Origin of the sequence: Lysinibacillus sp. YS11, assembly GCF_002896375.1 — a bacterium.
Classification (GTDB): domain Bacteria; phylum Bacillota; class Bacilli; order Bacillales_A; family Planococcaceae; genus Lysinibacillus; species Lysinibacillus capsici.
In genome coordinates, this window is sequence record NZ_CP026007.1 from 847,730 (window position 1) to 872,296 (window position 24,567).

General features: G+C 38.2%; 22 protein-coding genes and 1 riboswitch. Of the genes, 15 read left to right on the top strand and 7 right to left on the bottom strand.

What is annotated here, in order from left to right:
- Positions 1-7: 7 nt before the first annotated feature.
- The 8 genes from LBYS11_RS03885 to LBYS11_RS03920 are packed head-to-tail and all read left to right on the top strand — an operon-like array spanning position 8 to position 11,889.
- On the top strand, positions 8-2,401 hold the full coding sequence (locus LBYS11_RS03885; protein ID WP_103117517.1) for a DUF7408 domain-containing protein: 2,394 nt from the start codon (positions 8-10) through the stop codon (positions 2,399-2,401).
- Positions 2,401-3,336 carry an ABC transporter ATP-binding protein gene (locus LBYS11_RS03890; protein ID WP_103117518.1) on the top strand — a complete coding sequence of 312 codons (936 nt, stop codon included), beginning with the start codon at positions 2,401-2,403 and terminating at the stop codon, positions 3,334-3,336. Before LBYS11_RS03885 ends, LBYS11_RS03890 begins: the two co-directional genes overlap by 1 nt.
- A complete protein-coding gene (locus tag LBYS11_RS03895) occupies positions 3,333-4,178 on the top strand; it encodes an ABC transporter permease (protein ID WP_103117519.1) in 846 nt (281 codons plus the stop codon). Before LBYS11_RS03890 ends, LBYS11_RS03895 begins: the two co-directional genes overlap by 4 nt.
- Before the next feature lie 12 nt (positions 4,179-4,190).
- Entirely contained in the window at positions 4,191-5,672 is a 1,482-nt protein-coding gene (locus LBYS11_RS03900) for a hypothetical protein (protein WP_103117520.1), read from the top strand.
- An 11-nt stretch (positions 5,673-5,683) separates the two neighbouring features.
- Positions 5,684-6,679, top strand: a complete 996-nt coding sequence (locus LBYS11_RS03905) for an AAA family ATPase (RefSeq protein ID WP_048391973.1) — start codon at positions 5,684-5,686, stop codon at positions 6,677-6,679.
- The gene (locus LBYS11_RS03910) at positions 6,676-7,551 is read left to right on the top strand and encodes a DUF58 domain-containing protein (protein ID WP_048391972.1); all 876 of its coding nucleotides are present in this window, start codon (positions 6,676-6,678) and stop codon (positions 7,549-7,551) included. The genes LBYS11_RS03905 and LBYS11_RS03910 overlap by 4 nt, the downstream gene beginning before the upstream one ends.
- Positions 7,552-7,562: 11 nt before the next feature.
- Complete coding sequence (locus LBYS11_RS03915) at positions 7,563-9,308, top strand: vWA domain-containing protein (RefSeq protein WP_048391971.1); 1,746 nt, start codon at positions 7,563-7,565, stop codon at positions 9,306-9,308.
- Positions 9,292-11,889, top strand: coding sequence for a VWA domain-containing protein (locus tag LBYS11_RS03920; protein WP_103117521.1), 2,598 nt, complete (start codon positions 9,292-9,294; stop codon positions 11,887-11,889). Before LBYS11_RS03915 ends, LBYS11_RS03920 begins: the two co-directional genes overlap by 17 nt.
- Before the next feature lie 155 nt (positions 11,890-12,044).
- Here LBYS11_RS03920 and thiW read toward each other — a convergent pair whose 3' ends face one another.
- The 7 genes from thiW to LBYS11_RS03955 all read right to left on the bottom strand — a co-directional run bounded on the left by thiW (position 12,045) and on the right by LBYS11_RS03955 (position 18,830).
- Entirely contained in the window at positions 12,045-12,545 is a 501-nt protein-coding gene (gene thiW / locus LBYS11_RS03925; RefSeq protein WP_054549817.1) for an energy coupling factor transporter S component ThiW, read from the bottom strand.
- A 94-nt stretch (positions 12,546-12,639) separates the two neighbouring features.
- A riboswitch (TPP riboswitch) is annotated at positions 12,640-12,747 on the bottom strand.
- A gap of 66 nt (positions 12,748-12,813) precedes the next feature.
- Positions 12,814-14,010, bottom strand: coding sequence for an MFS transporter (locus LBYS11_RS03930; RefSeq protein WP_103117522.1), 1,197 nt, complete (start codon positions 14,008-14,010; stop codon positions 12,814-12,816).
- A 490-nt stretch (positions 14,011-14,500) separates the two neighbouring features.
- Positions 14,501-15,574: an ABC transporter substrate-binding protein gene (locus LBYS11_RS03935; RefSeq protein WP_048391967.1), complete on the bottom strand. Its 1,074-nt coding sequence runs from the start codon at positions 15,572-15,574 to the stop codon at positions 14,501-14,503.
- Positions 15,571-16,368, bottom strand: coding sequence for an ABC transporter permease (locus tag LBYS11_RS03940; protein WP_048391966.1), 798 nt, complete (start codon positions 16,366-16,368; stop codon positions 15,571-15,573). Before LBYS11_RS03940 ends, LBYS11_RS03935 begins: the two co-directional genes overlap by 4 nt.
- Positions 16,365-17,174: an ABC transporter permease gene (locus LBYS11_RS03945; protein WP_048391965.1), complete on the bottom strand. Its 810-nt coding sequence runs from the start codon at positions 17,172-17,174 to the stop codon at positions 16,365-16,367. Before LBYS11_RS03945 ends, LBYS11_RS03940 begins: the two co-directional genes overlap by 4 nt.
- Positions 17,164-18,270 (bottom strand): ABC transporter ATP-binding protein, encoded by a 1,107-nt coding sequence (locus tag LBYS11_RS03950; RefSeq protein WP_048391964.1) that lies wholly within the window; start codon positions 18,268-18,270, stop codon positions 17,164-17,166. The genes LBYS11_RS03945 and LBYS11_RS03950 overlap by 11 nt, the downstream gene beginning before the upstream one ends.
- A 17-nt stretch (positions 18,271-18,287) precedes the next feature.
- Positions 18,288-18,830, bottom strand: coding sequence for a helix-turn-helix domain-containing protein (locus tag LBYS11_RS03955; RefSeq protein ID WP_004224674.1), 543 nt, complete (start codon positions 18,828-18,830; stop codon positions 18,288-18,290).
- A gap of 406 nt (positions 18,831-19,236) precedes the next feature.
- Here LBYS11_RS03955 and LBYS11_RS03960 point away from each other — a divergent pair, with 406 nt between their 5' ends.
- The 7 genes from LBYS11_RS03960 (at position 19,237) to LBYS11_RS03990 (ending at position 24,537) form a co-directional block, all read left to right on the top strand.
- Positions 19,237-19,779, top strand: a complete 543-nt coding sequence (locus tag LBYS11_RS03960) for a peroxiredoxin (RefSeq protein WP_004224676.1) — start codon at positions 19,237-19,239, stop codon at positions 19,777-19,779.
- A 149-nt stretch (positions 19,780-19,928) separates the two neighbouring features.
- Positions 19,929-20,384: a TlpA family protein disulfide reductase gene (locus LBYS11_RS03965; RefSeq protein WP_004224678.1), complete on the top strand. Its 456-nt coding sequence runs from the start codon at positions 19,929-19,931 to the stop codon at positions 20,382-20,384.
- Positions 20,385-20,525: 141 nt separating this feature from the next.
- Positions 20,526-21,188 (top strand): potassium channel family protein, encoded by a 663-nt coding sequence (locus LBYS11_RS03970; protein WP_004224679.1) that lies wholly within the window; start codon positions 20,526-20,528, stop codon positions 21,186-21,188.
- A 6-nt stretch (positions 21,189-21,194) separates the two neighbouring features.
- Positions 21,195-21,674, top strand: coding sequence for a hypothetical protein (locus tag LBYS11_RS03975; protein WP_048391963.1), 480 nt, complete (start codon positions 21,195-21,197; stop codon positions 21,672-21,674).
- 133 nt (positions 21,675-21,807) lie between these two features.
- On the top strand, positions 21,808-22,911 hold the full coding sequence (locus LBYS11_RS03980; protein WP_048391962.1) for a GNAT family N-acetyltransferase: 1,104 nt from the start codon (positions 21,808-21,810) through the stop codon (positions 22,909-22,911).
- A gap of 133 nt (positions 22,912-23,044) precedes the next feature.
- A complete protein-coding gene (locus LBYS11_RS03985; RefSeq protein ID WP_103117523.1) occupies positions 23,045-23,560 on the top strand; it encodes a GNAT family N-acetyltransferase in 516 nt (171 codons plus the stop codon).
- Positions 23,557-24,537: a S66 family peptidase gene (locus LBYS11_RS03990; protein ID WP_048391961.1), complete on the top strand. Its 981-nt coding sequence runs from the start codon at positions 23,557-23,559 to the stop codon at positions 24,535-24,537. Before LBYS11_RS03985 ends, LBYS11_RS03990 begins: the two co-directional genes overlap by 4 nt.
- Positions 24,538-24,567: the final 30 nt, after the last annotated feature.

The window sequence follows — 24,567 nt, forward strand, 5'->3', positions numbered from 1 at the left end:
TGAGCTTTTGAAAAAGACAAAATGGACGGCACTGGCCTTACTAGTCATGCTGGTAATGAGCTTTATCTTGCCTACAACTCAGGCAAGTGCTGCTGCTACGCTAGAGGTGAAAGCAACAGCGGGTGTTTCTGGTAAAGCGAAATATCAATCAGTAGTACCACTCCAAGTTACAGTGAAAAATAATGGAGCTGACTTCTCAGGAGATATGGCGATTAATTCATCAAATTCTTATGAGGCAGCTTCAGCACTTGTCGTTCCAATTGATATAGCAGCAGGAGAGGAAAAGACATTTACTTTCTATCTTGATGGTTTAGCTGACTATAGTTATTCGGACACCGATTTATTTGCTTTTTATGAGGGAAGCATTGAAAAAGGAAAAAAGATTGCCTATAAGGGAACTAAACGTCTGCAATCAAATTTTTTAGACCCCTCATCAACATTCATTTATACATTAACAGATAAAAGTGATCGTCTTTCTGCACTATTACGTTTATCAACATTTGTAGCTCAAAGTAATGTGGAAGTATTTAATATCAATCAATTAAAAGATTATACACTTCCAGAAGATTCGCAGGGACTTGCGATGGCCAATGTCATTGTTGTAGATGAAGTGGCTATTGCTGATTTAACACCGAAACAACAAGAAGCATTACTAAAATGGGTACAGGATGGTGGTACCTTACTTCTAGGTGCTGCTGACCAAATTAATGCTACAGCAGGGGTTTTTAAAGAGTATTTACCTTTGTCATTATCACAAGAAATGACTGCGATTTCTGCAGAAGCTTTAACTAAATTGTCAGGAGGCGGCATTTTTACACAGCCGATTTCAGTATACTCAGCTACTAGTAGTGAAGGAAGTTTACCTGTATTAACAGAAAATAATGAAGTGTTAGCAGCAAAGAAAAAAGTGGGTAGCGGGGAAGTGATTCAAACAACCTTCTCTTTAGGTGATCAACCACTTGCTTCTATGGACGGCTACGGAGCACTTTTAGCCAAAGTGATAAATATTCAAAGTATTTCACAGCAAGGAATGATGAGACAGGGACAATCTCCTCTCGATCAAATATCTTATGAACTTCGTAACATTAATGAACTATTTCCATCATTCGAAGTATCAGTGAGCTATATGCTAATTGTCATTATTCTTTATATTTTAATAATCGGGCCAATTCTTTATTTTGTCTTGAAAAAAGCGGACAAGCGTGAGCATGCATGGTGGATAATACCGTCCATCTCTGTTGTTCTTTCCATTGTTCTCTTTATTGTCGGAGCGAAGGATCGTATTGTTCAGCCACAAGTTCAACAATCTGCATTCTATAAAGTAAATGAAGACAATAGTGTAAATGGCTATTATGTAGAGTCCATTCTAACGAATCGCAGTGGGGACTTTGTGGTCAATGCTGACCAAAATACAACTGCCGTTGCATTAAGAAATTATAATAACTTCACAGGCACGATGGGACCATTACATGAATCTTCTTATATAAAAGAAAATGCTAGCGGTTCAACACTAACATTACGTGATTTAAGCTACTGGTCTGTGCAATCCTTTGGTGGAAAAACATCAGCACAAAATATCGGGAAGATGGATATAGATATAACACTGAAAAATGAAAAACTAACAGGAACAGTTAAAAATAATTTCCCGTTTGCTTTAAAAGATGTCACATTAATCTCTGGTGTGAAAGAAGTAAAACTAGGTGATATTGAAGCAAATGGAACATTACAGGTAAATAAGGAACTGAAAACAACGGTTCTTCAAAAACCATCTATTTTCAATAATTATAATTATAGTTACCCATCGAAAAAGGATGAGGTAAACCCAATGCGGATTGAACGAATGAAAACTTTAGCATTGCCGCTTGTCGAAAAGGATAACCAGCCAATACTTACAGCTTGGACAGATCAAGCTGTGGTAGGTGTTGAATTAGAAACAAGTGCCAATATGTCACCGATTACGATGCTTATTCAACCATTTAAAGGAAAAGTTGAGCTAACAGGGCCATTTACAATGAAGCGTAATAACTTCTCGTATTCAGTAGAGCCACTATCAGCAAATGGCTATTATGAAAAGATCGAGGAAGAATTGAATAAATGGTACCTATCTGAAGGGTTGTACGAAGTAACGATGACCATGCCAGATCAATTCATGGATGCCGTTGAATCACTTAATGAGCTGACAATTTCTAATAAGGATGTTTCACGTATGCAGCTATCCATTTGGAATAATGAAACGAATATATATGAGCCTTTAGTCGATACAAAGCAAGTGTTTACAGACAAGGTTTCAACATACTTTAATCAAGATGGGGAGCTTCGAATTGAAATCAAATATGGTCCCGATCCATCAGGAGAACAAACGAAGTTACCAGACATAGAGCTGAAAGGAGTGGCAAAATAATGATTGAAATTCGTGATTTAACGAAACGATACGGCTCCTTTACAGCATTAGATCATTTAAATTTATCTTTAGAAGAAGGCGTTGTATTTGGATTTGTTGGCGCAAATGGAGCAGGGAAATCAACGACATTCTCTATTTTAGCTACACTATTGTCACCGACTTCAGGAGATGCTCTGATAAATGGCAAAAGTGTTGTGAAGGAACCAAAAGAAGTTCGAAAGCAAATTGGTTATATGCCCGATTTCTTTGGTGTTTATGATCAGTTAAAAGTAGATGAATATTTAGATTTTTATGGAGCGAGCTACGGTATCCAATTAGCAGAGCGTCAAGTGTTAATTCCACAACTATTAGAACTAGTGAATTTAACAAGTAAACGCTATGAATATGTTGATTTATTATCACGTGGTATGAAGCAACGCTTATGTTTAGCTCGTGCACTCATCCATGATCCAAATGTACTGATTCTAGATGAACCTGCATCAGGACTAGATCCGCGTGCTCGTGTGGAAATGCGAGATATTTTACGGAATTTAAAGTCTATGGGAAAAACAATTTTAATTTCGTCGCATATTTTACCTGAACTTGCTGAGATGTGTGATGAAATCGGTGTTATTGATAATGGTAAATTAATTGCACATGGAAATGTAGCCGCGATTCAGGCCCAGCTACAAGGAGAAAAGCGTATTGTGTTGAAAGTGACAGATCAATTGGATGCAGTACGAGCGTTTTTAGAGGAAGATCCTCATATTTCATCAATTGATGTCATTGAAAATCGTTTAGAAATAGCCTTTAACTATCGAGGAACAGATGCTGAGCAGGTGGCATTGCTAAAAAAAGCTATGCTTACAGATTTACCAATCTATGCATTAAGTGAAGAAGAGAAGGATTTAGAGGATGTCTTTATGGCGATTACGAAGGGAGCGGACAATCAATGATGGAAAGATTTTATAATCCAGTACTTGTTAAAGAATTGAAGTTACGCTTCCGTTCTTTTAAAAGCTTTTCAGGTTTAATGTTTTATTTAGCTGTACTATGTATTTTCATTGCAGGGTTTTTATTGCTTACAACTGAATTTACTGGCAGAGGCTTCTTTAGACCAGAGACAAGCTTTATGATGTTTGCTGTGCTAACCATCTTGCAAATGGCATTAGTTCTTTTCATTACACCAAGTTTGACTGCTGGTGCTATCAGTAGTGAGCGCGAAAAGCAAACATTAAATATTTTATTAACAACGACACAAAGTTCTACACAAATTGTTATTGGAAAATTACTATCCTCCGTAGCATTTCTAGTATTGATGCTGGTAGCGGGATTACCACTATACAGTCTAGTGTTTCTATTCGGTGGAGTGTCGCCTTCACAGCTTATTTCTATATTTTTATTTTATTTAGTCACTGTAGTAGCAATAGGTAGTATAGGCGTGATGTTTTCTACGATTACTAAGAGGACTATTGTTGCCATGATTGCCACATACGGCTCAATCATTTTCTTAGGAGGTATTACAGCATTCTTCTTCTTTTTAACAATGGCCTTTCATCAAATGGGCAATGCCATTGGAACAGGTGCCTCCTTTATGACCTATTTCTGGGCATCTATTAATCCAGGTGCCTTGATGCTGACACTTATTTCTCCAGAGATGGGGGATGCATTAGCAGAGCTGTCGGGTGTAGAACTACCAGTATGGATTACTTATTTAATTGCTTATGTATTCATCATTGTGCTTTGTTTAACGATTGCGATTAAAAAATTGCGTGCCAACATGAAAAGTAACCGATGAGGAGGAATTGGTATGGAGCGTCGTAAGCAATTACGAAAATATATTCAGCGTGCAAAATCGAGATTAACTCTTGAAAGAAGCATTCCCATTGCACAATACGGTTTGTTTTTGGCATTGCTTTCGAGTGCTTCTCTCGTACTTATTTCCCGACTATTTGTCTGGCCATATTATCGCCAAATAGCGTTAGGAGCCTTTATTACCGTTATTATTTCAACCATTGCTTATATTTGGTGGAAACGGGTCAAAGAGAAAGAGGCATTGCATAAACTGGATCATTATTTCTCACATAATGAATTAGTGACAGCTTTATCATTTAAAGATGATCAGGATCCTCTTGTTCAATCATTATTATCGAAAGCTATCCAAAATGCTGAAAAAGCTTTCGCAGACTTTAAGGCTCGAAAGAAAAATCTATTTCGTCCAAAGGCGTTTATCGGTTTATTTATTACAACAGTTGTACTAGCCATTCTTTATATGTTCCCAGCAGCTACGCAAATTGAAGCAATAGAGGTTGAAAAGGAGCAAGCAGTTATCGAAGATATGAAGAAGGAAGTTGCTGAATTAGAGAAGAAGGCGGAAACAAAAGAAGTAAAGGAGCAATTGCAAGAACTTCAAAATACTTTAAAAGAGGCTGAAACAGCAGAAGAAGCTTTACGAGAAGTTGTCAAAAAGCAAAAGGAGCTAGCATTAAAGGAGCAGCAATTAAAGGATAAACAAACGGCTAGTCAAGATGGCACAACAGAAGGCCAAGGATTATCGAAGGAAGAGGTTGAGCAGCTAAAAGAGCTTGCCCAAATGCAGCAAGGGCTCACAGAAAATGCAAATGCCACACAAACTGCTATGAGTAAACTTGGTAAACCAGCAAGTAACTCCTTACAAAATGCAATTGCGAGTGCCAATAATGCCAGCAGCCACAATCAAAACAGTCAACAGTCATCTGGTAATTCCCAACCTAGTAATCAACAAAGCCAGTCTAGTCAAAATAATGCTCAAAGTGGTTCTCAACAGCAAAATGGTAGTGGCCAGAGCAATGGTCAAGGCCAGGGACAAGGCCAAGGCCAGGGACAAGGCCAGGGACAAGGCCAGGGACAAGGCCAAGGCCAGGGACAAGGCCAAGGCCAAGGCCAAGGCCAGGGACAAGGACAAGGACAGGGCCAAGGACAGGGCCAAGGACAAGGACAGGGCCAAGGTCAAGGTCAGGGACAAGGTGGTCAAGGAGCAGGAAGTGGCCAAGGCGGTCGGAATTTGCTAACGACACCGAATCGAATAGGTGGGGCAAGTGAGACATCAGTAGATGGTGGCGCATTAGGAGATGGTTCCCATGTATCTGAGCAACAAGGAAATGGTCCGATAACAAAAGGTTCTATTCGACCTTATGAAGAAGTAATTGGCTCTTATAAAGACAGCTATTTAGAGAGTTCAGAGCGCTTACAATTACCGAAGGATTTACAAAATGTCGTGCAATCTTATTTCACGTCAATTGAGTCGCAGTAGGAGGAAAAGAAATGGCCTTTACAGAGCAACAGTATGTAGATATGAGTACGAAATTACAACAAGTTAAAGAAGAAATCCATCGCTTCATTGTTGGACAGGAAGAAGCAATTGATTATACCCTGTATGCAGTATTAGCGGATGGTCATGCATTGTTAGAAGGTTTACCTGGTTTAGGAAAAACGATGTTAATTCGTACCATTTCAGAGGTACTGGATCTGTCGTTTTCACGTATTCAATTTACACCAGATCTTATGCCAGCAGATATAACAGGTACGAGCATGATTGAACGTACACCCGATGGGAAGCAGCAATTTACCTTTCAACCTGGGCCAATCTTTAGTCAAATGGTATTGGCTGATGAGATAAATCGCGCAACACCCAAAACCCAAAGTGCCTTGTTGGAAGCAATGGGAGAAAAAACGGTAACCATATTAGGGGATACAAAAAAAATGGCGAGACCATTTTTCGTGCTGGCAACTCAAAACCCTATTGAAATGGAAGGAACATACCCATTACCAGAAGCACAGATGGACCGTTTCCTTTGTAAAATTCTTGTACCCTATCCAGAAAAAAGCGAACTTATGGAAATTATGAAGCGAACGACAGGTGCCCAGGAAATTGGTTTACAGAAACAGATGGATACGGATGCTCTCATTCAAGCTCAGCAAATGGTAAAGGAAGTGATGGTTGCTGATGAAATGCTAGAGTATGCAACTGATCTAGTAGTGGCTACGCATCCTGAGAGAACAGATGCGCTTGATGAGGTTAAACAATATGCAATGTATGGCAGTGGTCCACGTGGTTTGCAGAGCTTAATCAAATTGGCAAAGGCAAGAGCTTTAATGAATGGTCGTTTTCATGTTTCTGTAGCGGATATTAAATCTGTTGCTAAGCCTGTTTTACGTCATCGCATGCTGTTGAATTATGAAGGGGAGGCTTCAGGAAAAACAGCAGACGATGTGATTGATGTTATTTTAGAAAAAGTTCAGCAAGGTATTAGCAAGTGACAGCAAAATACTTATTGCCCGAAGACTGGTTAGCGAAAATCAGTCGCTTTCAAGTAGCGACGGCCTCCAAACTACGCGGGCAACATAAGGGCTCGCACCGTTCTCAACGCTTCGGGGCATCCCTTGATTTCTCGGATTTTCGAGAATACCATTTAGGAGATGATGTACGCCAAGTGGATTGGAACGTCTTTGCTCGTACAGATAAATACTTTATTAAAAGGTTTTTAGATGAGCAAGAGATGCGTGTACATATTCTACTAGATGCTACCAAATCAATGGGGCAACATGCTAAGTGGTTATTTGCTCGTCAAATTGTGGCCTCCCTCGGTCTGATGGTATTAGGTCGAGATGATCGTCTATCCTTTTCTTTTGTCCAAGATGAAGTGAAGCCACCATTTCGACGGAAGGGTACCATGTATCGCCGAGCTTTTTTACAGCTAGTAACAGATATAGAGGAAGCTAATTACTCTAATCGTTTTGCCAAGGATGCACTTAAAGCTTTACCTAAAGATAGTACCGTATTATTCATTGTTACAGATGGATTAGAGCCAATTGAGGAATGGGAACAGCTATTAAAAAGGATACCACGCTATGCTGGAGATGTTCGCATTTTGCAAATTGTAACGCAAGAAGAACTGTCACCAAATTATTCGGGTGATGTACGTCTCCTTGATCGTGAAACAGGTAATGATGTGAATGTGACGATGTCCTCTAAAGTATTAGAGTCCTACCATGCAAGACGCATACTACATGAAGAAGAATTTGAAGCCATTTGCCGTCGCTTTGGTGTTCGAAAATTACAATTGAAAGTGGAAGATGGATTGCAACATGCGATTTTCCAGCAATTATTAAAAGCACATTGGATTAGGTGAGGTGAGCCGTATTGGGCTTTAGTCAAATTATATTTAGCTGGACGGCCATCATCCCGGTCATTGTCCTACTTTATTATTTCTTTCGAAAAAAATATACAGATCAAACAGTTTCTTCGACGCTTTTTTGGTCGGAGATTATGCAGGAAACGCGAGTATCGCCTTATTTAAAGCATTTACAAAAAAATGCCCTACTATATTTACAGCTTCTTGCTTTACTGCTACTTGTTTTGGCATTGATGAATCCTTATATAAAAAAATCAACCATTGTTGGTGCACAAACCATATTTATTGTAGATACTTCAGCCACAATGCTGGCAGGTAAAGAGCAATCAACCTTTGACGCTCATAAACAGGAAATGCTGAACTTGATGAATGAATTGAATGGTCGACCTGTCACATTAATTACAACTGGTGCTGCACCAAAAGCTGTTTTACAGCAAGAAACAAACACGAGTGAAATAAAAAAAGCTATTCAAGATTTACAAGTAACCTATGAAACTGCTGAAATGAATAAGGCGCTGGATGTAGCACAGGCATTTGTGGGCGACACACCGACTTCTATCTATGTTTTTACAGATACACTTGATAAAAAGCAATTACCGATGGACAAGGATTCTGTGAAATGGCTAGTAAGAGGTGCTACAAAAGACTTAACAAATATCGCTATCACCCGCTTTGCTGCTACGACAGATGGGCAAGCTACGCTGGCACTTGTACAACTCCATAATGATACAAATACCGAGCAAAAGGTAACGCTCGCATTGAATAATGCAGAGGGTGAGGAGCTGGTAGCAGAAAGTGTCGTTGTGCCTCCAAATGAAGCCATTACGAAAACATTTAAAGATTTGCCTTTAGCAAAATCCATGACAGCTATTATTGATGCAAAAGATGATTATGACATAGACAATCAACAAACAGTTTTACTACAAACGACTACGTCAAAAATTATTGTTGATCAAGGCTTGCATCAACTGATACAAAAAGGTTTTCAAACAGTTAGTAGTGGCGTAAAAATCGTCCCTTCCTTGCAAGTCGCTGACAATCAAGATGCTACCATAATCACAAACCAATCAGCGTTATTGGAAAAGATGGACAATCCCCTCGTATTATTTGGTCGTGATGATGCAGAAAAAGTAGATGCGAATGGGACGGTAAGCACTAGCAGTGATGCATTATTTGCCTTTAGTGAACTAAAGGATGTTTATGTTAGTGCTGTTTATCCTGGTTTTGCGGACTATGAAACGATTGCTTCTGTTGGAGAAGAGCCGTTCATCCAACGCTCCCCAAAAGGAGATATCGTTGTTTTAGCCGATATTGCTGATACAGATTGGCCTTTACATCCATCATTCCCACTATTTCTATGGAGTACAGAGCAGCAGCTAACAGAATCAGTTGGGTCACTTGGGATTTTTTCACCCAATGAACAACGTGCAGTTGCTTTAGCGCAAGGAGACTGGAATGTTTATTCGCAAGAAGACGAGTTTCTTTCGTCTGTTACGAAGGGGATGCTAACTGCGCCCAAACAGCCAGGCATTTATATGGTACGCTCAAATAATGAGGAAAAACAATTGATTGTACAATTGCAAGCACAAGAACGTGTCATTGAACAAGGAACAAGTTTTACATTAGGTGATATTTCAGACAATGGAAAGGAAGAAGTGTCGATGACCTCTTTCGTGCCTTGGCTAATTGTAATTATTTTACTATTGCTTGTTTCAGAGTGGGAGGTGCAACGACGTCGTGGATTTACGAATTGATATGCCGTTAGTATTGTTGTTACTCCTTCCATTATTCTTGTATTTTGGATGGACATACTTTCATGAGCGGCAGCGACTTAAAAGAAGTCATATTGTTGTACTTACTATTCGCATAGCGGCAGCAGGCTGTTTAGTTTTTGCACTCGCAGGTCCATATCTATTATTACCAATAAAAGAAGAACAAATTGTTTATTTAGTAGACCGTTCTGCTTCTATGAATGGTACGGAAGATGAGATGGTTCAGTTTATACAGGAGAGCCTCCAATCAAAAAAAGAACCACAACTTGCGGGCATTTATTCATTTTCCTCTACTTTACAAACAGAAGCTATTTTATCTAAAACATTAAAGGAAGTACCGAAACTAACTGAAATTAAAGCTACCGATCAAACAAATATAGAACAAAGTCTACAGCTTGCTTCAGGGATTATAGATCCTAAAAAAGCAACTCGTCTTGTGCTACTAACAGATGGTAATGAGACAAAGGGCGATGCTTTAGAATTTGCTACGAAGTTGAAAGGCTCTAATATTAGTGTGGATATTAAGCCTTTTAGTCAACCAGTTGTCAATGATGTATCACTAAAAAGCTTTGTATCCCCTCAAGTTGCTTACGTTGGAGAGCAACAACAATTAGTGACAGACATACATGCAACATCAGCAGGTCAAGGCGAGCTATTACTATATGAAAATGATGAGCTTATTCATCGAGAGGCAGTTGAGCTGACTGAAGGCACGAATGTGTTTACCTATAAACATGCAGCAACAGCTGAAGGACTTGTAAAATATGAAGCCGTTGTTCAAGTTGGTCAGGATGCCATTTTTGAAAACAATAAGTTAACTAGTGTCACAATGGTTCAAAGTGAACCACATTTATTAATCGTTAATGGTTATGAAACAGCATCACCCATCGCAGCAGCACTTGGTAGTCAATCCATTGCCTATGATGTTGTAGCACCTAAAAGTTTACCAAATGAACTATCCAGCTATTTGCAATATAATGCTATCGTTTTCGACAATGTACCAGGTCATTTAGTGGGTGAAGCAAAAATGAGTGTTATTGAGCAAGCAGTCAAAAACTTTGGAGTTGGTTTTACAATGGTGGGTGGAGAAAATAGTTTTGGTCTAGGCGGCTATTTTAAAACACCGTTTGAAACCTTATTGCCAGTGGAAATGGAAATTAAGGGCAAAGAGCAATTACCTTCCTTAGGATTAGTGATTGTACTTGACCGTTCTGGCAGTATGCAAGGCTCGAAGCTTGAGCTTGCTAAGGAAGCAGCGGCACGTTCTGTTGAGATGTTGCGAGATGAGGATACATTAGGATTCATCGCCTTTGATGATCGTCCTTGGGAGATTATAGAGACAGGGCCTCTTAACAGTAAAGAAGAGGCTGTGGATACTATTTTATCAGTAACACCTGGTGGGGGAACAGAAATCTATAGTTCATTAGCTAAAGCCTACGAGAACCTTGCTGATTTAAAGCTCCAACGTAAGCATATTATCCTCTTAACAGATGGGCAGTCACAGGCAGGGAACTATGAGGATTTAATTGGTGAAGGGAAAGAAGAGGGTATAACCTTATCGACAGTAGCGATTGGACAAGATGCCGATGCGAACTTATTAGAAGCGCTTAGTGACATGGGCAGTGGACGTTTCTATGATGTGATAGATGAGCAAACCATTCCTTCTATTTTATCTCGGGAAACAGCTATGATTTCCCGCACCTATATTGAGGACAATCCATTCTATCCGGCAATTTATAATGCAGCAGGATGGAACTCACTGTTTGCTAATGGTGTCCCACAAATGAATGCATATATTGGGACAACGGCAAAACAGGGGGCTACTGTTGTAGCAGAAAGCGAGAAAGAAGATCCTGTGTTAGCGCAGTGGCAATATGGTCTTGGTAAAACATTTGCCTTTACATCTGATTCAACGGGTAAATGGACTGGAGATTGGGCAAGATGGCAGAATTGGGGAGCATTTTGGCAAACACTTATTTCTCAAATGCTACCAAGCTACAATGATGTAGCCTATGATGTAAGATTGGAAGCAGATGGTTCCTTTATGATTACAGACCCTACAAATGAAGCCGCATTTTTAGATATTGTAGCGGTAAATGAAGCAGGGGAGGAGCTAGAAACACAACTTGAAACCATTTCCGCATCTCAAGTTCGAGCTGTAGTACAAGCTGAACCTGGATTAATTTTCTTCCGTATAGCAGATGAAAAGCAGGCCATTTATCAGGCAGGGCTAAGTGTTCCTTATAGTGCTGAATACGAACTACTCCCTGTAAATAACCAACTGATAGAAGAGTTAACTCAACGAACAGGAGGCACTGTTTTAAAGGAACCACAAGATGTCTTCCGTGACTTTACGACAAAAGGAGCAGATCGGCAAAATATTGCCACATGGCTACTCTTAGCGAGTATGCTTCTTTTCTTTATTGATATTACCATAAGACGTTTTGGTTGGAATTTCCTAACGAATGCGAAGAAAAAAGAGCCGCTGGTTGAGGAAAAAACTATAGAAGCAGAAGACACAAATGTAGCACAGTTGTTAAAAGGCATGAAAAAACGATCTTAAAATAGAGGAAGCAGTGCAAACTCGAATAGTTTTGCACTGCTTTTTTATATTGCATGAAATAAAGAGTTATCCCCTTTGTAAAGAGGGTAAATGAGAAGAAAAGCGATCCAAATTGGACTACCCCAGCTCAATGAATGCTCATAATTCAATCTCTCTCAATAAAGAGAAGAATTAAACCTCTTTACTAGCTCTGTTTTACGCAAGCTACTCGCAACCATTACACCTAAAATAGCACCGATCGTACTTGATGTTAAAAAGGCTGGTAGGAAGAAGAATGCTGCTACAGATGTTCCCATGAATAATTTTGCATAAGGGACGGCAATAAGTGAAGCCAGAATGCCCGTTCCGATAACTTCTCCGATACCAGCTAACCACATTTTATTGCTATATTTATAGGCAAGGGCAGCACAGAACGCACCGATGATACTACCAGGGATAGCTAGTAGAGAGCCTGTTCCAGTAAGGATACGAATGATGGCAGTGACAAAGGCAACTATAACTGTTGGTACGGGTCCAAGTATAATGGCTCCTATCACATTAATAGCATGCTGAACTGGGTAAGCACGTGCGATTCCTGTTGGGATGGATACGAAAGTAGAGCCTGCAACAGCAACGGCTACTAATAAAGCCATGACTGTTAATTTACGAATTGACATAAAGTTCACTCCTTTTGGTAAAGTTCGTGAGGAAAAATAAAAAGGCCACCCCCTTTAAACAATAGGAAGCGGCCTTGCGTGTATATAGTGACAACAGCAAGTAGCGCCACTTCCCTCCGCTAGTGTGAACTAGATCAGGTTCAAAGGGTCCGTATATTACCATATACGTCTCAGCCTTTTAAAGACTCCCCTAGTGGTTAAAATCATTCAATTTTGTGAATCAACAATAATGTAACATACTGCTAAAAATAGTCAATGATTTTTCAGACTATTTTGTATCGGGATGCATTAAATGAGGTGCTTTTTTCACTGTCCAGATGAGCGCAAGGAAGAAACAGGCTAATAATATGATAGAACCGAAAATATATGGGCTATTCATATTCCAGTCAAATAATAAACCTGCCAAAGCGGGTCCAATCATATTTCCGAGGCTCATATAGGCATTATTCAAGCCCGCAGCAAATCCCTGCTCTTTCTCTGCAAGCTTTGAGATGAGTGTATTAACAGCTGGACGAATTAATGTCGTTGCTGTAGAGAAAATTGTTGCTACAACTAAAATAAGGGCAAAGCCAGAAACAAATAATATTAAGAAAATAGCAACGGATGCAATAAATAAATTTACTAGTACTACTTTCATTTCACCATAACGATTGAACAGTGGTGTAATAATAAACATTTGTACTACTACTCCAAAAGCACCACCAACAACTAATATAATCGCTATATCTACAGGTGTGTAATTAAACTTTTCTGTCACAAATAATGACAATGTCGTTTGGAAATTTGCAATTCCAAACGAGAACACCAGCATAATTATGAGCATAACAAAATAAGGCATATGTATGGAACGAGCCATTTGCTTCGCCAGATTGTCTTGCTTTTGTTTCTGTTGAGCAGTGTTTGGTTTGGTAGAAGGTAATAAAAAGTAAGATAAAATAGATGCTAAAATGGCTGCAGCTCCAGCTGTGAAAAATGGGAAATGTAAGCTTACCTTTGCTAAAAAGCCACCAATACCAGGTCCAATCATAAAGCCAAGAGACATAGCGGCACCCAACATCCCCATACCTTTCCCACGTTCTTCATAGGTTGTGACGTCAGCGACAAAAGCCATAATAGGAGGTGCAACAAATGCGGAACCTAGACCACCTAAAAATCGTGCTAAAAAGAGCATCCATACATCTGTAGCAAGGCCAAATCCGATTTGTGCAAGACCTGTTACGATAAGACCGAAAATAATTAAATTTTTTCGTCCGTACTGATCTGAAAGATTCCCAGCAATAGGAGAAAATACGAATTGAGCTAAGGCGAACGTTGCGATTAGCATACCTAGAACTTGTCCTGCTGCACCAAATATTTTTAAATACTCTGGCATGACAGGAATAATAATGCCAATACTCCCCATTGCGATAAACATATTAAACATTAAAATATACAAAGCCGCCTTATTGGACTTCTGCTGGGTCATCGAATGAACCCCCTTTTTGTAATCAAATATAGTACAGTCTATCATAAAGAATTATTGCTTGGCTAATAGTTAAGATTATAGTACTGGTTCTATATTTAGAATGGTTTTCCACAAAAGTTTTTATCCACGCACCTATGCATGATGAAATAATACATTTTAGTCATAAAAGTTGAGGGAAAAGAAGCTATGGGAGGATAAATTAGTAAAGCAACAACAATTGAGGGACTTCTCTTATAAAGGGAGATTAAAAATTTGGAGAGTCTGTCTGTAATGGCATAAAGCATGGCTATAAATTGTAGCGATGTTGAGCGTTAGAAGTTATGGACTATCAAAAGTACACTAATGTGAGAATCTATTAAAATTTAGATAAAATATTTTATAAATATAATAATGCAAATAGTCGATTGAAAATGTTCTTAGTTTAATAAACAGTTAGACAAGCAGAGAAAAAAACTAGCGAATTGGTGTGAAAACCAATTCGCTAGTTTAATTATCTGATACTCATTTTAAATTCTAAAAATAATTCGTTGTATTTCCCTAAATAATCAGGTCCTAAATTTTTGTAGACCTCTAATGTATCACGTTGTTCTTCAGAAGGATAGTAGCGTTCGTCAGAAACAACTTCTTCGTCCATTAAGTCCATAGCGGCAATATTAGGAGTAGAATAGCCTACAAAATCAGCATTTTGAGCACCTGATTCAGCACTTAGCATGAAGTTAATAAAGGTGTGGGCACCATCAATATTTTTCGATGTTTTTGGGATGACCATATTATCAAACCATAAGTTTGAGCCTTCCTCAGGTACAGCAAAGTCTAACTCTTCATTTTCATACATCATATCAGCTGCTTGGCCAGACCATGTAAGGGCAACAGTTGCCTCATTATTGATCATTAACGGTGTGATTTCATCTCCAATGATCGCTTTAACATTTGGTGCAAGTGTAATTAATTTGTCAGTAGCTTCACGAAGTTCCTGATCATCTAGTGAATTCAGAGAATAGCCAAGACTGTTTAAGCCCATCCCAATGACTTCACGCGCACCATCTACTAAAAAGACTTTTCGCTTTAAAGAAGGGTCCCATAAATCGTCCCAAGAGGAGAAGTCTAAGTCTCCAACAAGGCTTGGATTGTAGACAATACCTACTGTTCCCCAAAAATAAGGGACAGAATATTTATTGTTAGCATCGAATGGTAAATCTAAAAAGTAAGGGTCAATATTTTTTAAATTAGGGATTTTCGTTTTATCTAAAGGAATTAATAATTTTTCTTCCTTCATCTTCTCAATCATATATTCAGAAGGGACAGCAATATCGTAAGCTGTTCCGCCTTGCTGAATCTTTGTCATCATAGCTTCATTGGAATCGAATGTTTCATAGATGACATGAATGCCTGTTTCTTTTTCAAATTCTTTTAACAAATCAGGATCAATATATTCTCCCCAGTTAAAGATGGTTAACGTGTCTTTTCCACTTTTACCGCCTCCCGCACTTAAGGCATCAGCCGCATAGAATAAAAGGGCTGAAACGACAAGGATGGCGATGGTAGCTTGAATTAGTGACTTCATCGATGCCCCTCCATTCTTTTACTCGTACGACTTGTCATGAAATAATAACCAACAACAACTAAAACCGTAACAAAGAATACTAATCCAGAAATTGCATTCACCGTTAGAGAAATTCCTGCGCGGGCCATTGAATAAATTTCTACGGATAAAGTACTAAAGCCATTACCTGTTACAAAGAATGTCACGGCAAAATCATCTAATGAATACGTAAGGGCAAGGAAGAAGCCTGCAAAAATACCTGGCTGAATATAAGGAAGAATGACACGCATCATAACGTCCTTTTTCGTTGCCCCTAAATCTAATGCTGCATCGATTAATGAGTTATTCATTTCTAGTAGCTTTGGTAAAACCATTAATACAACAATCGGTACACTAAATGCAACATGGGCTAGTAAAACAGATGCAAAGCCCAGTTTAATGCCTACCATTGTAAATAAAATTAAGAAGCTAGCCCCGATAATTACGTCTGGGCTGACGATTAAGACATTGTTTAAGGATAATAAAGTATTACGCATTTTAGAATCCTTAACCGTCACAATTCCAATTGCTCCTAGCGTACCAATAATAGTAGAAATGAGAGCAGAAAGTAATGCCACGATGACCGTATTTATTAATATAACAAGAAGACGCGAATCTTCAAAAACAGCTTGATAATGCTCCAAAGTAAAGGATTCAAAATTATTCATGGAGCCGCCACTATTAAACGAGTAAAAGATTAAATAGAAAATTGGAGCATAGAGAACGATAAAAACAATTGTTAAATAGACTTTGGCTGAAGCAGATAGTTTGTTCATCGTACGCGACCTCCTTTATCCTTTTGTCCCGTAATTAGCATGATAATCACCATGAATAAAATTAAGAATACAGCAATAGTGGAACCCATACCCCAGTTTTGCGTCACAAGGAATTGCTGTTCAATCGCTGTGCCTAGAGTAATGACACGGTTCCCTGCAATTAAGCGAGTAATCATGAACAGGGATAGGGCAGGGATAAAGACAACTTGAATACCAGATTTAACGCCATCCATTGTCAATGGTAAAACAACACGACGGAAGGTTGTAAAAGCCGAAGCACCCAAATCCCGTGCTGCATAAATGAGCGTTGGGTTTAAACGATCTAAAGAATTGAAGATCGGTAAAATCATAAATGGAATAAAAATATAGACCGACACAAAGACAAAGCTAATATCGGTAAAGAGCATTTGCTTTGGATCGAAGCCAAATACTTCGATAAATGCATTAATAGGCCCGTATAACCCAAAGATGCCGATAAAGGCATATGTTTTTAACAAAAGATTAATCCATGAAGGAATAATAATAAGTAGAAGCCAAAGTTGTTTATGCTTAGTCTTCGTTAAAAAATAAGCAGTTGGGTATGAAATTAATAGTGTAAAGAATGTAATTAAAAATGCATACCAAAACGAGCTCAAAGTCATCTTTAAGTAAACAGAAGAAAAGAACGCTTTATAGTTATCGAGCGTAAAGTTGCCATGTAAATCAAGCAGGGAATAATAGACAACGAGTGCAATTGGCGCGATAACGAAAAAGGCAATCCATAACACATATGGAAATAACGCTGATTTTGATGTTTTAGTTTGCATCTTCATCGTCTCCATACGATTCTAATCGTTTATCAAACTCTTCCTCTGTTTCGTTTAAGCGCATTACGTGAATCGCCTCAGGATCAAAGTCTAAGCCAATCTCAGTCCCTACTTCTGCTTTCTTCAATGAATGGACTAGCCACTCATTACCATCTTTATCGTATGTGGATAATTCATAATGTACCCCTCGGAATAATTGTGTATCCACTTTTACCACAAGTTTGCCTTTATCGATCGTTGTCATTTCTAAATCTTCTGGTCGAATGACAATGTCTATTTTTTCATTTGGCTTCATCCCTTGGTCGACACATTCAAAAACTTTGCCAGCAAATTCAACCTTGAAATCCTCAATCATCACGCCGGGTACAATATTGGATTCACCAATAAAGTCAGCAACAAAGCGGTTAATCGGTTCATCATAAATATCCACTGGTGTACCTGACTGCTGAATTTGTCCTTCACTTAAGACAAAAATTTCATCACTCATGGCAAGTGCTTCTTCTTGATCATGTGTAACAAAGACAAATGTTTTACCAAGACGTTGCTGTAATTCACGTAGCTCATATTGCATTTCTGTACGTAGCTTTAAGTCTAAAGCTGAAAGTGGCTCATCCAGTAAAATTACTTCAGGGTCATTGACAATGGCACGTGCAATCGCGACTCGTTGTCGTTGTCCACCAGACATTTCAGATATTTCGCGGTTACCATAGCCTGCCAAATTGACAAACTTTAAGGCTTCAGCTACACGCTCTTTTATGTCCTTTTCAGGAAGCTTTTTAATACGTAGGCCAAATGCGACATTTTCAAACACATTTAAATGAGGGAACAGCGCATAATCCTGAAAAACAGTATTAACTTGACGTTCATTGGCAGGAACTGCATTAATCTTTTTATCATGGAAAAATATATTTCCTGTTGTAGGTTCCGTAAATCCTGCAATAATTCGTAAAATGGTTGTTTTACCACAACCTGATGGACCAAGCAGTGTATAAAATTTCCCTTTTTCAAGCTCCAAATTGATATTTTTTAAAACGACGGTACCGTCGCTATATGACTTTGAAACATTTTCAAAGCGGATAATTGAATTGGTTGTCATGGATGCGCCTCCTTAAGCTATAAATAAGAATCTGTTGCGACAAGTAAAATTTTTGTTTCATCATCATGTGCATTAAAAATCTGATGATGGTCTGTCGCGTCATAATAAAGTGCGTTACCTTCACTTGCGATATACTGTTCATTCCCTAAAACGAGACGAATACGCCCTTTAACAACATAAATAAATGTTTCAGAAAGCGAAGGCTCAAACTGTTTAAACTCGCCATCTGCTGCAAAGGTTAAGAAAATGGGTTCCATCTCTTTTTCATTCGAAGTAGGAATCAGCCATTGAATTTCATATTTTTTTTCTTCATCTGTATAGGTAGATTGGTCTTCCTCTGTATAAACAACCTTCTGTTCAGGTGATTCATCATCAAAAAAGTCTTTGGGTCTTGACCCTAATACTTCTAAGATTGAAAATAATGTTTCAATTGAAGGTGAGTTTAGATCACGTTCTAATTGGGAAATATAACCTTTGCTTAAATCTGTACGTTCTCCAAGTTCCTCTTGGGTAAGACCTTTTTTTAAACGAAGCGCTTTAATTTTTGCTCCTATTTGCATCTTTTCCCTCCTAAGAGAAGTTTAGCAATGATAAACTTTCGAAATATGAAGTTTACTTTAACGAAACTTTTAGTTTACTAAAACCATTACAATTATACATAATAATAAAAAATTTGCAATCGTTTTTCGTGAAAAAAATAGCTGTAAAAAGTTAAAAAATAGGGTATAAATGAAAGTGAGAAAAATTTTGAATAGAGTAGAATATTATTGTCAAAAATAGCTTGTAGATAGACAATAGCAATAATTCCAGTTATGGATTTGACGAATTTTTGTCAATCCATTTTAATCATCCAAACGGGCGGAGTTTACTTGTTTGAAAAACTGCGGTTACTCTGCTATCGTAGAAGACGAGTTCGCTAGTGCGAATGGAATATATAAACTACATATTTATTCGGAGGGATTTATTATGGCAGAACGCATGGTAGGTAAACAAGCACCTGACTTTACAATGGAAGCAGTACTTTCAGACAAATCGTTTGGTAAAGTATCATTAGAAGATATTAAAGCACAAGATAAATGGACAGTTCTTTTCTTCTATCCAATGGACTTTACATTTGTATGTCCAACTGAAATCACTGCAATGAGCGATCGTTATGACGAGTTCGAAGACTTAGATGCAGAAGTAATCGGTGTTTCTACTGACACAATCCACACACACTTAGCATGGATTAACACAGACCGTACGCAAAATGGTCTTGGTGAATTAAAATACCCATTAGCTGCTGATACAAACCATCAAGTATCTAAAGAATATGGTGTATTAATTGAAGAAGAAGGTATCGCATTACGTGGTTTATTCATCATCAACCCAGAAGGCGAATTAAAATACCAAACAGTGTTTGATAACAACATCGGCCGTGATGTTGATGAAACACTACGTGTACTTCAAGCACTACAAACTGGTGGTCTTTGCCCAGCTAACTGGCGTCCAGGCCAAGCAACTCTATAATCTAAATAGAGTCGAATCATTATGCGAAAAATTAAAAGTCCCCACGACAAGCTTGTGGGGACTTTTAACTGAATTTTTGTTTTGGAAAAGAGTTTTTATACCGTTATCTAAATATTTGAAGACAAACGATCTTTTAGAGGAGGATTTTTATGAAACTTCGTGAACAAATGCCTGAATTAGTTGGCGCAACGACTTGGTTAAATGGTGAAGTAACTAAAGCAGAATTAGTAGGCAAAAAACCAACATTAATCCACTTCTGGTCAGTAAGCTGTCATTTATGTAAAGAAGCAATGCCAGATGTGAACAATTTCCGCGATCAATATAAAGATGAATTAAACGTTGTAGCAGTACATATGCCACGTTCTGAGGCAGATACTGATTTAGACACAATTAAAGCAGTAGCAGCAGAGCATGATATTGTGCAACCAATCTTTGTAGATAGTGAAATGAAGCTAACAGATGCTTTTGAAAACCAATATGTTCCAGCATATTTTGTGTTCGATAAAGATGGTCAGCTGCGTCATATGCAAGCTGGTGGTAGTGGTATGAAAATGCTAGAAAAGCGTGTAAACCGCGTGCTAGATGAGATGCGTAACGCTGAATAATAACGATATGTTGAAGACGGGGATTAAGATCCTCGTCTTTTTTGTTGTCCACCATTGACGAATTGGCTCTTGTTTTGACAATACATATCGCAGAGAATAGGCTACAATGGTGGTATAGTAGTTTTCGGAGGGATTTTTATGATGAAAAAAGAGTTTGCAGTCATAGGGCTTGGACGTTTTGGAGGCAGTATTGTTCGTGAATTAATGAGTCAGGGCGCACAGGTAATGGCAATTGATCATTCTTCAGAGCGTGTAGATGAGTTTGCTTCCATTGCTACACAAGCTGTTATTGCAGATTCAACCGATGAATCGGTGTTGAATTCATTAGGTATTCGTAATTTTGAGCACGTGATTGTAGCAATTGGGGAAGATATTCAAGCAAGTATATTAACAACAATCATTTTAAAGGAAATTGGTGTTGAGCAAATTACAGTAAAAGCTCAAAACGATTACCATGAAAAGGTTTTACGTAAAATTGGCGCAGATTTTGTCGTCCATCCTGAGCGAGATATGGGTATTCGTATTGCTAATAATATGTTGTCGAATACTGTTCTAGATTATTTAGAGCTATCAGATGAACACTCCATTATGGAATTAAAGGCTAATGATGCGATTGCTGGCTATTCCATTATGGATTTAGATATTCGCGCTAAATATGGCATCAATATTGTAGGAATTAAGCGTGGGGCTGATATTATCGTATCTCCACAGGCGAGTGACAAGATTTTATTAGGAGATATTATGCTTGTTATAGGCGCTGATGTTGATATAAATCGCTTTGTTAAAAAGGCCTTGAATGGGTAAGAGCAAATGACGAAACGCAGATGGAGACTTGTTATATTCGCTGGTATTTTATTAGTCGGTGCTTTTATTATGCAAAACAGAGAAAAAAGTGAAGATGAAGCTATTTCTCTTGTTCTAGATCATGCCACAGAAATTGACGACATTGAATTATTCCAAGGAGATCAATCGCTATTTCATGCTACAGGCGATGAAGCACAAGACTTTATTGAGAAATATCCTTTAAGTCATGTAAGGAAGCTTTCCAAAAAGGAAAGAACTATTTTTGAAGAAAAGCCTGTATATCATATCGTTTATAAAATGAAGGATAAGCCTCTTTATGAGGTAGAAATATTAAAAGTGGCTATTAGTTCTGAACTTGATGAAGAGTTACAGCAAATGGTTTTTCGTGTGGATGATGCACAATATTTGGTTTATTGGGCAAAAGAGAAAAAGGTACTCGAACAATCGACCAACACGCAACGATTACTTGAACAATACGGGCAATAATGCAGGTAGTGATACAGCAATTCATGCTGGTCACTACTTTTTTATTCTATTTTTAAGAAAAAATTGGAAAAAATATTTGATTTCATCGAGAGAGTTAGATTAAACTTTGACATAAAGAAGGGGGCTAGATGTAATGAAAATCATGTCAACTAATTGTGTAATCGAACAATTACAACCAGAGCATTTTACAGATATACAAAAACTCTACTCTAATAAACAAGTTCGAACTTATCTCGGTGGTGTTCCATCAAACAGCTATATAGAAGCATCTTTTAAAGGCATGCTAGAAGCGCCATTCCCTAATACATATTTATATATTACTTTAAAGGAGACAGGTGAATTTATAGGTCTTGTCTCGATCGATGAATACCATGATCAGGAGTTATATGAGCTTTCCTATCAATTTTTACCTCAGTTTTGGGGGAAGGGGTTAGCTTTTGAAGTGCTAACGCAGGTAATTCAGGATGGTTTGAATTATCTGAATATAGAATCTATTGTGGCAGAAACACAAACAGCGAACAAGGCATCATGTCGCTTGCTCGAAAAATTAGGAATGAAGAATGTACAGATTTTAGAAAGATTTGGGCAGGAACAAGCTGTCTATGAATTAAGTAAAAATATTGAACCGATAAGACAAATCATCGCCCTATCAGGTGGTGGGTTTTCTCAGCAGAACCCTTCATTTATCGATGAGTACATTTTACGACAAACTCAGAAAAATGAACGAGTTAAAATTTGTTTTATTCCCACAGCAAGTAATGATGCACAAGGGTATATCGAGAAGTTTTATGCAGCATTCCATCATTGTGATGCAACCCATATCTTGCAAAAAGATATGCATGATAGAAGCATTCGAGAAAAAGTACTAGCGCAGCATATTATCTATGTGGGTGGAGGGAATACAGGTTATCTTCTTGAAAAGTGGCGAGAATATGGTTTTGATAAATTGTTAAAGGAAGCTTATCAAAAAGGGATTATATTAGCTGGCATCAGTGCTGGGGCAATGTGTTGGTTTGAAAAATGCTATAGTGAAAATACATATGATGATTTTGAGGAATGGAATGGCTTAGGACTATTATCAGGTACCTATTGTCCCCATTATAATGATCAAGAGAGAAGGAGGGCATTTGATCGCTGGATAGAAAATCATCCCACATTACAAGAATACACACTCATAGATACTGAGACACTCCATTTTAGGGATGAAAAGCTAGTAGCTAAAATTCAAACCTACTAGAAGGGACGAAGAAAAGTATGAGAATTCCAGCAAAACTAACACTGGGTGATGATACTTTGGTGGCAAGGTCCATATAAATACAAAAGAATTGAGGATTCAGGTGACTATATTTTAGAAGGAGAGCGTGTTTAACATGATCATACGAGAAGCAACCCGACATGACAGTGAACGAATTATAGCTGTTATGGCAAATGCAGAGGCATCAAATTTTATGTTATTTGGACCAGGTGAGCGCAATTTAGCACCTAAGCCATTTGGGGAGTATATAGATAAGCTATATCATAGTCACCACTCAGCTTTGTTCATTGCTGAAATGGATGAGCAGGTTGTGGCGTACTTAATTGTACAAGGCAATGAGCCGTCAAGAATTGCTCACCGTGCTTATCTTGTCATAGGCATACATAGTGACTATAGAGGAAGAAAAATTGGAACAGCTTTATTTCAACACGTAGAAAATTGGGCAATAGTGAATGGTGTACATCGTCTAGAATTAACCGTCATGGAAAATAATGAGGCTGGTGTTGCTTTGTATAAGAAAATGGGCTTTGATATCGAAGGAACGAAGCGGGCTTCGCTGTATGTAGATGGACAATATATTAATGAATACTACATGTCAAAACTATTGATTGGGAAAGGAACTACCTTATGACTTCAAAAATAAACATCGGCATTTATTCCCCGTCCTCCCCAGCAACGGTGACGGCTTTGGAACGATATGAACGTGCTAAAGCATTTCTCGAGAATAAAAATTTTCAAATCGTGACAGGTTCTCTAACTGGTAAAACTGATTATTATCGTTCAGGTTCGCCAAAAGAAAGAGCAGAAGAATTGAATGAGTTATTACGTAATCCAAATGTGGATATGATTATGTCTACGATAGGGGGCACCAATGCCAATAGTATGCTACCTTATATTGATTATGAGGCTTTTCGTCAACATCCCAAATTGGTCGTAGGTTATTCAGATGCAACGGCCGTTCTACTGGCACTTTATGCAAAGACGGGAATCTCAACTTTTTATGGTCCAGCCCTCGTACCTTCCTTTGGCGAGTTTGAACCATTGGTAAATGATACCTTCAAATTTTTTGAGCATTATTTCTTTAAGCCTCAAGCATTACCATACGAAATTCCAATGCCTTCTTATTGGTCGGATGAACCTGTTAATTGGCTAGAGAAGACAGTGGATAAAAAACTCAAGAAGAATGAATGGTTAGCGATTCAGGGTGGGGTTGTTGAAGGAAGGTTAATTGGCGGGAATGCCAATGCCATGTATGGATTTATTGGTACGCCGTATTTCCCTAAAATTGTGGAAGGTGATATTTTATTAGTGGAGGACTGCTTAAAAAATGCTGCTGTAGTTGAAAAGAATTTTGCAATGCTAAAATTGCATGGTGTCTTTAACAAAGTTAGTGGGATTATTTTGGGGAAACATGAATGCTACGATGATTTAGGAACGGGTCGACAGCCATATCATATTCTACTTGAACAGTTGGATGGAATAAAGATTCCTTTATTAGCAGAGGTGGATATTTGTCATACACATCCTATGCATCCAATTGCGATAGGCAAACGAGTAAGGATAGATGCCACAGCTAAGAAGATATACTGTTTGGAAAGATGGTTGTAATGATAAAGCCTTGCAAATCGTAGCAAGGCT

Excerpts from the sequence above, each read along its gene's own strand:
- LBYS11_RS03895 (WP_103117519.1), top strand. The coding sequence starts at position 3,333 with ATGATGGAAAGATTTTATAATCCAGTACTTGTTAAAGAATTGAAGTTA.
- LBYS11_RS03970 (WP_004224679.1), top strand. The coding sequence starts at position 20,526 with ATGAAAAAAGAGTTTGCAGTCATAGGGCTTGGACGTTTTGGAGGCAGT.
- LBYS11_RS03990 (WP_048391961.1), top strand. The coding sequence starts at position 23,557 with ATGACTTCAAAAATAAACATCGGCATTTATTCCCCGTCCTCCCCAGCA.
- LBYS11_RS03980 (WP_048391962.1), top strand. The coding sequence starts at position 21,808 with ATGAAAATCATGTCAACTAATTGTGTAATCGAACAATTACAACCAGAG.
- LBYS11_RS03900 (WP_103117520.1), top strand. The coding sequence starts at position 4,191 with ATGGAGCGTCGTAAGCAATTACGAAAATATATTCAGCGTGCAAAATCG.
- LBYS11_RS03950 (WP_048391964.1), bottom strand. The coding sequence starts at position 18,270 with ATGACAACCAATTCAATTATCCGCTTTGAAAATGTTTCAAAGTCATAT.
- LBYS11_RS03960 (WP_004224676.1), top strand. The coding sequence starts at position 19,237 with ATGGCAGAACGCATGGTAGGTAAACAAGCACCTGACTTTACAATGGAA.
- LBYS11_RS03955 (WP_004224674.1), bottom strand. The coding sequence starts at position 18,830 with ATGCAAATAGGAGCAAAAATTAAAGCGCTTCGTTTAAAAAAAGGTCTT.
- LBYS11_RS03985 (WP_103117523.1), top strand. The coding sequence starts at position 23,045 with ATGATCATACGAGAAGCAACCCGACATGACAGTGAACGAATTATAGCT.
- LBYS11_RS03965 (WP_004224678.1), top strand. The coding sequence starts at position 19,929 with ATGAAACTTCGTGAACAAATGCCTGAATTAGTTGGCGCAACGACTTGG.
- LBYS11_RS03905 (WP_048391973.1), top strand. The coding sequence starts at position 5,684 with ATGGCCTTTACAGAGCAACAGTATGTAGATATGAGTACGAAATTACAA.
- LBYS11_RS03890 (WP_103117518.1), top strand. The coding sequence starts at position 2,401 with ATGATTGAAATTCGTGATTTAACGAAACGATACGGCTCCTTTACAGCA.
- LBYS11_RS03945 (WP_048391965.1), bottom strand. The coding sequence starts at position 17,174 with ATGCAAACTAAAACATCAAAATCAGCGTTATTTCCATATGTGTTATGG.
- LBYS11_RS03940 (WP_048391966.1), bottom strand. The coding sequence starts at position 16,368 with ATGAACAAACTATCTGCTTCAGCCAAAGTCTATTTAACAATTGTTTTT.
- thiW (WP_054549817.1), bottom strand. The coding sequence starts at position 12,545 with ATGTCAATTCGTAAATTAACAGTCATGGCTTTATTAGTAGCCGTTGCT.
- LBYS11_RS03975 (WP_048391963.1), top strand. The coding sequence starts at position 21,195 with ATGACGAAACGCAGATGGAGACTTGTTATATTCGCTGGTATTTTATTA.
- LBYS11_RS03935 (WP_048391967.1), bottom strand. The coding sequence starts at position 15,574 with ATGAAGTCACTAATTCAAGCTACCATCGCCATCCTTGTCGTTTCAGCC.
- LBYS11_RS03930 (WP_103117522.1), bottom strand. The coding sequence starts at position 14,010 with ATGACCCAGCAGAAGTCCAATAAGGCGGCTTTGTATATTTTAATGTTT.